The organism is Pseudomonas californiensis, from assembly GCF_021147775.1.
Lineage (GTDB): Bacteria > Pseudomonadota > Gammaproteobacteria > Pseudomonadales > Pseudomonadaceae > Aquipseudomonas > Aquipseudomonas californiensis.
This window is the reverse complement of record NZ_JAGTPK010000047.1, coordinates 23961-30163: the sequence shown is the minus strand read 5'-3', so window position 1 is coordinate 30163 and position 6203 is coordinate 23961. Positions and strand designations below refer to the sequence as shown.

The following is a 6203-nucleotide window of genomic DNA, read 5'->3' as shown; positions in this document are numbered from 1 at the left end:
CCAACTGAGCTATTCCCGCAATGGCGTCCCCTAGGGGACTCGAACCCCTGTTACCGCCGTGAAAGGGCGGTGTCCTAGGCCACTAGACGAAGGGGACACACGTACAACATTCACTACTTATTGCGCTACGCTGTGTGCTTTACGCTGTAAGTGGCGCGCATTCTATGGATGGTTTGGGGGGTCGTCAACCCCATTCTGAAAATTTATTGAAATCAACGACTTCGCCCTGCTCGGAGCCGCGACAGACGGTTGCGAGCCAGTCCGCTATAACTTACCTATAATAGAAGCTTATCTACAAACTCCGACGGGTACATCTATGCGCAGTAGTGCTTAGCCACTACACTCGCGGGGAAAACTATTCGAACAAATGAGGTTTGTGCAGTGAGTCCACTCATGATCACGCTGATAGTAGTAGCTGGCATCGCGCTGCTTATCGCGATCGGCTATCTGAATCACGTCGCTGAAAACGGCAAACTGGACAAGGCTCGCGCCAAAGTCGAACTCAGTGATCGTCTGCGCCGCTGCAGCGAGATCACCGAAGTGTTTCCAGGCCAGTTGATGTCACCCGCACTCAAGCTGCTGTTGACCCGCCTGGAACTGAACGTCGTTCAGCGCATGCTGGCGATGGAAAAAGGTAATGCGCAGCTCAAGCACCGCGTTGGCGAGCTGGAAGAGCAGGTCGCCAAAGGTGACCGCATCGAAGTGACCAACCCAGTCACCCCGATCCAGACAGAGGCCAAGGCCAAGGACGTGCGCTTTCTGCTGGAAGCCCTTCATGGTCAGGTTACACGTGCAGCTCACGACGGCTTTTTGCAGACCAGCGAAGCCAAGCACTGGATCCGCGAGATACGTACCATTCTGGTCACGCTGCATATCGAGTTCTTCAATAATCTGGGGCAAATGGCACTTTCGCAGGATCAGCCTGGCCAGGCACGTCTGGCTTTCGAGCGTGGCGTGCAGTATCTGCGCAACCAGCCGGACCCGGTGACGTATCAGCAACAGCTGCTGGCGATGGAAAAACAGCTGGCTCGTGCCAACTCCATGGTACTGACCAACACTGCGCCCACCGAAGACGATGATAACGCTCTGACTGAAGGCTTGAAGGCCGACGACACCGAATCGGAGTGGAAGAAGAAAGTCATCTACGATTGATGACGGTCCTGCCAACGCCGCTGCCGCTCATGATCGAGCATCCGGCAGCGGCTTGTTGACCGGCTCAGCAGTCGGTCGATGCCAGAAAGATAGCCGCAAGTCGTTCAATACCCGCCTGATCCCCTTCCTTGAAACGCCCCACACTCGGACTGTCCAGGTCCAGCACACCGATCAACCGTCCGTCCTTGACCAACGGCACTACCAGTTCGCTGTTGGAAGCGCTGTCACAAGCGATGTGGCCGGGAAACTCGTGCACATCCTCGACACGCTGGGTCTGGCGACTCTGCGCTGCCGCGCCGCAAACGCCGCGACCGAACGGAATTCGCACACAGGCAATCTGCCCCTGAAACGGCCCCAACACCAACTCTTCGTCACGGTTCAGGTAAAAGCCTGCCCAGTTCAGGTCATCAAGCTGGGTATACAGAAAAGCTGAGAACTGTGCCGCGTTGGCAATGAAGTCGCGCTCATCGGCCAACAGCGCTTCCAGTTGCGCAGCCAGCAGGTTGTAGCCATTCAGGCCAGCGCCGGTATCTTGCAAGTCAATCATCTTTGTTGCTCCAACAATTCAAGTCCCACCCAATAGCGCGCAAATTGATAGGCGCAGCGGCCGTTACGATTGCCGCGCCCGGTCGCCCAGCGAATGGCGGCCTTGTCGAGCTGTTCGTCGCGCTGCCATTTGAGCCCTGCTTTCAGCGCCAGTTGCGTGATCCAGTGCTCGACCACGTTCAGGTAATGCTCTTGGGTGAACGGGTAAAACGACAGCCACAAGCCAAAACGATCAGAGAGCGCGATCTTGTCCTCCACCGCTTCACTGGGGTGCAGTTCGCCGTCGACGTGCTTCCAGTTCTCGTTGTCGCTCTCCTTCTCCGGCACCAGATGGCGACGGTTGGAGGTGGCGTACAACAACACGTTGTCTGGTGCCTGCTCAAGCGAACCATCAAGCACGCTCTTGAGCACCCTGTAATCGCCTTCACCGGACTCGAACGACAGATCGTCGCAGAACAGCACGAAGCGCTGCGGCAACTTTTGCAGTTGCTCGACCACGCGTGGCAAGTCGCCCAGATGGTCACGTTCGATCTCGATAAGCCGTAGGCCGAGCGGCGCATACTCGGCCAGCAACGCGCGAATGATCGACGACTTGCCGGTGCCTCGCGAGCCCCATAGCAAGGCGTGGTTGGCTGGCAGGCCGTCGAGGAACTGACGCGTGTTGCGACCCAACTGATCACGCTGCAAGTCAACCCCGATCAGGTCGGACAAACGCATGTCGAGACTGACTTCAAGCGGCATCAGATAGCCGCTGCGACCTTCTCGAACCCAGCGTGCGGCCAGCGTTTGCGTCCAGTCAACTGGCTCGCGCAGCGCCGGTAACAGAGGCTCGAGACGCGCAAGCACCGCGTCGGCTCGTTCCAGAAAAGCATTCAACCGGGAATCCACGGTTTCTCCTTATATTTAACTGATTATCCACCCCATCCGATCAGCTATGCTTGCCGGGCACCGGGCACCTGAAGTGGCAGTAAGGACTCATGGATATACCATTCACCCAACGGCTTTCGTTCAAGCAGGCACGCCTGGCTGTATTGATCGGCTTTGCGCTGGGAACCTTGCTGAGTCTGTTTCAGATTGCGATCGATTATGCCAGCGAAGACGCTTCCATAGATCGCGAAATCAGTTCTCTGCTGGAAATCATCAAGACCCCCGCCTCGCGCATCGCATACAACATCGATGCCGAGCTGGCTCAGGAGCTTACCGCGGGGCTGCTGCACTCCCCGGCGGTAGTGAGCGCCAGGCTGTCCGATAATAACAATGTGGTGCTCGCAAGCGTTGATCGACCGATGGCCAGCGGTCGCTACCGCGTGCTCAGCGACTGGATGTTCGGCGAAAGCCGTCAGTTCGAGGAAAACCTGCACCTGGCCCTTATGCCGAATGAAAGCATCGGGACGCTGTACCTGACCGTCGACACCTTTGCCTTTGGCAGCCATTTTCTGCAGCGCGCCGAGATTACCCTGCTCAATGGATTCGTCCGCAGCCTGGTGCTGGCCGCCCTGCTGACGCTGCTGTTTTACGCAACCCTCACCAAGCCTCTGGTCGTTGTCATCCGGGAGCTTAGCCAGCACGATCCGCGCAGCGCCGAGCGGCCCAGAATCAGCTGTCCGCTTCACCACGAGAAAGATGAAATCGGGGTGCTGGTGGAAACCTTCAACCGCCAGATCGAAACCGTCACCAGTGAACTGTCCAGACGTCGCGAAGCTGAAGACCGGCTGACCGACCACATGAATGAGCTGGAAAACATCGTTTCGGCACGCACCAACGAACTCCGGACCAGCAACGACCGCCTACGCCAATCCAACGAAGAATTGCAGATAGCCCGAAGCACCGCACTGGACATGGCCAACGCACGCTCTGCATTTCTGGCGAACATGAGCCATGAGATTCGTACCCCCCTCAACGGCCTGCTCGGCATGCTGGCGCTTTCACTGGACAGCCCGCTGAGCGCCGAGCAACGCCAGCAACTGATGATTGCCCATGACTCGGGCAAAGTGCTGGTAGAGCTGCTCAACGATATCCTCGACATGTCCAAGTTCAACGCAGGCCATCTTGAGATCGAGCTCATCCCGTTCGACATGGGCCTGCTGGTCGAAGACACGGCCAATCTGCTTTCACAGAACGCCGCCCCGAGTGTAGAGCTGACCTGCCTGATCGAGCCAGACTTCCCGGCGATGGTCATGGGCGATCCGACACGGGTTCGACAGATTGTCAGCAACCTGCTGTCCAACGCATTGAAATTTACCCGCTTCGGCCGCGTGGACGTTCGTCTGAGCCGCTATCAAGACCCACAAACGCAGCAGGACAGAGTGAAAATCGACGTGCGTGATACCGGCATTGGTATTGCGCAGGAAGCACAGGCGAAGATCTTTCAGCCCTTCACCCAGGCAGAAGCGGCTATCACTCGTCAATTCGGTGGGACCGGCCTGGGGCTGGCACTCACCCACAGCCTGTGCGAAGCCATGAACGGTACGCTGAGCTTTCAATCGCAGTCAGGCCTTGGCAGCGTATTCAGTGCAGACCTGCCATTGCCGGTCCACCTTGCAGCAGTCGAACCGCCACCGCTGCAAGGCCGGGTGACGGTGATCAGCTCGGCGGGCAGCGGCCTGGTCGAATTGCTCGGCAGCCTTCTTCCGGGCTGGGGCGTGACGTTGAAGCGTCGCAGCATTGATGACCAGACCTCAGAGCTGCAACTGGACACCCTCCCGGACCTGATCATCACTGACTGTCCCGAGTGCCTGTTCGCGATTCGACCCGTCACCTCGGTGCCAATCCTGCTGGTCACCGCCTACGGCAACTTCATGCCAGGCGAACAGGTAAGCGCCCTCGCCCCACTCCAGCAGCAGGCCAGACCGCTGGCACGCAACGCGCTTTATCACACGCTGCGACGCGTTCTGAACAAGGAAGGCACAAGCACCCGGAACCTGCATACCCAGGAGCTCCCTGTGCAGCGTCAGGCGCGAGTGCTGCTGGTAGAAGACAACCCGGTCAACCAACTGGTGGCCAAGGGCATCCTTGCCAGGCTGGGCTGCGATGTGATTGTCAGCAGCCATGGCGCAGAGGCCCTTGAGCAACTGGAACAGGGGCACTTCGATCTGGTGCTGATGGATTGCAACATGCCGGTGATGGATGGCTACGAGGCCAGTCGGCAAATCCGTCGGAGCGGGCGCTGGCCTGACCTGCCCATCGTTGCCGTCACCGCCAATGCCATGCCCGATGAGCGTGAACGCTGCAAGGCGGCAGGCATGAGCGACTATCTGGCCAAGCCATTCAGGCGCAGCGAACTGATCGGGATCCTGGACCGGTGGGTACCGGTGACCGAACACCATCCCGTTGAGTGATGGTCAGCTCGACTGACTCAGCAGCGCCTTGATTTCGCCTGTCAGCTCTTCAGGCTTGGTCAGCGGCGCGAAACGCTTGACCAGTTTGCCGTCGCGGCCGATCAGAAATTTGGTGAAGTTCCACTTGATACGCTCAGAGCCAAGCAAACCCGGGGCCTTTTTCTTGAGTTGAATGAACAGAGGATGAGCCTGGTCGCCGTTGACATCGATCTTTTTGAACAACGGGAAACTCACCCCATAGTTGAGCTCACAGAATCCCGAAATAGCACCCTCGTCCCCTGGCTCCTGCTTGCCAAACTGGTTGCACGGAAAACCCAGCACCACCAACCCCTGATCCTTGTAATCCTGCCAGAGCTTTTCCAGTCCTTTGTATTGCGGCGTAAACCCGCATTTGCTGGCAGTGTTGACCACCAGCACCGCCTTGCCGGCAAAGTCGGCGAGGGTTTTCTGCTCGCCCTTGATTGTGGTGCACGGAATGTTAAGCAGGTCTTCGCTCATGGCAGCGCCTCGGGGTCATGAATATTGGAAAGAACGGGGATCAGAACTGACCAATGACAGTAGCGTGCAGACGAGCGGCATGCACTCCGATTCCCCTTGTTGATACGGGTCGATAAGCACGGCAGCCGCTCGTGAACGGTGGCGTTACACGCGAGCTTGCAGCGTCAGGCAGACCGAGTTGATGCAATAACGCAGGCCGGTGGGCTTGGGGCCGTCAGGAAAGACGTGACCCAGGTGCGCGTCGCACTTGGAGCAGACCACTTCGGTACGAATCATTCCATGAGTCATGTCTCGCACTTCGACCACTGCACTGCCTTCAATGGGTGCATAGAAGCTCGGCCAGCCGCAACCCGAGTCGAACTTGGTCTCGGAGTCGAACAGCGCCTCGCCACAACACACGCAATGGTAGACGCCAGGCGTCTTGGTGCTGTTGTACTTGCCAGTAAACGGCCGCTCTGTCGCTTTGAGGCGGCAAACGTTGTACTGCTCGGGGTCGAGCATCTGCTTCCACTCTTCGAGCGTTTTGTTCAGCTTGTCCACAGGTACACCTCCGAATTCGAAAAAGCCTGATCTGTATCTTTTCCGCAGATCAGGTGGCACGTATGATTGCGCCACGTCAGCAGCCAGTCTGGCACCCGCGTTTGTCGCACACAAACCCATTTTCATGGT

The 6203-nt window shown here is 58.0% G+C and carries 6 protein-coding genes and 1 tRNA gene; 2 read left to right on the top strand and 5 right to left on the bottom strand.

Annotation, left to right across the window (positions count from 1 at the left end):
* Positions 1-21: 21 nt before the first annotated feature.
* Positions 22-97 (bottom strand) — tRNA-Glu (locus KDX37_RS26535).
* Between the two features lie 296 nt (positions 98-393).
* Between KDX37_RS26535 and KDX37_RS26530 the strand changes: the two genes are divergently transcribed.
* A complete protein-coding gene (locus KDX37_RS26530) occupies positions 394-1152 on the top strand; it encodes a hypothetical protein (protein ID WP_231656208.1) in 759 nt (252 codons plus the stop codon).
* Between the two features lie 64 nt (positions 1153-1216).
* Here KDX37_RS26530 and KDX37_RS26525 read toward each other — a convergent pair whose 3' ends face one another.
* Together KDX37_RS26525 and KDX37_RS26520 are read right to left on the bottom strand one after the other, a co-directional pair.
* Complete coding sequence (locus KDX37_RS26525; protein ID WP_231656206.1) at positions 1217-1699, bottom strand: GAF domain-containing protein; 483 nt, start codon at positions 1697-1699, stop codon at positions 1217-1219.
* Entirely contained in the window at positions 1696-2586 is an 891-nt protein-coding gene (locus KDX37_RS26520) for an ATP-binding protein (protein WP_231656204.1), read from the bottom strand. The genes KDX37_RS26525 and KDX37_RS26520 overlap by 4 nt, the downstream gene beginning before the upstream one ends.
* An 89-nt stretch (positions 2587-2675) precedes the next feature.
* On the opposite strand from KDX37_RS26520, the gene KDX37_RS26515 reads away from it, so the two are divergent.
* Positions 2676-5036 (top strand): response regulator, encoded by a 2361-nt coding sequence (locus KDX37_RS26515; RefSeq protein WP_231656202.1) that lies wholly within the window; start codon positions 2676-2678, stop codon positions 5034-5036.
* Positions 5037-5039: 3 nt separating this feature from the next.
* Here KDX37_RS26515 and KDX37_RS26510 read toward each other — a convergent pair whose 3' ends face one another.
* Together KDX37_RS26510 and msrB are read right to left on the bottom strand one after the other, a co-directional pair.
* Positions 5040-5534 (bottom strand): glutathione peroxidase, encoded by a 495-nt coding sequence (locus tag KDX37_RS26510; protein WP_231656201.1) that lies wholly within the window; start codon positions 5532-5534, stop codon positions 5040-5042.
* Positions 5535-5678: 144 nt separating this feature from the next.
* Positions 5679-6074, bottom strand: a complete 396-nt coding sequence (msrB, locus tag KDX37_RS26505) for a peptide-methionine (R)-S-oxide reductase MsrB (protein WP_231656199.1) — start codon at positions 6072-6074, stop codon at positions 5679-5681.
* Positions 6075-6203 lie beyond the last annotated feature (129 nt).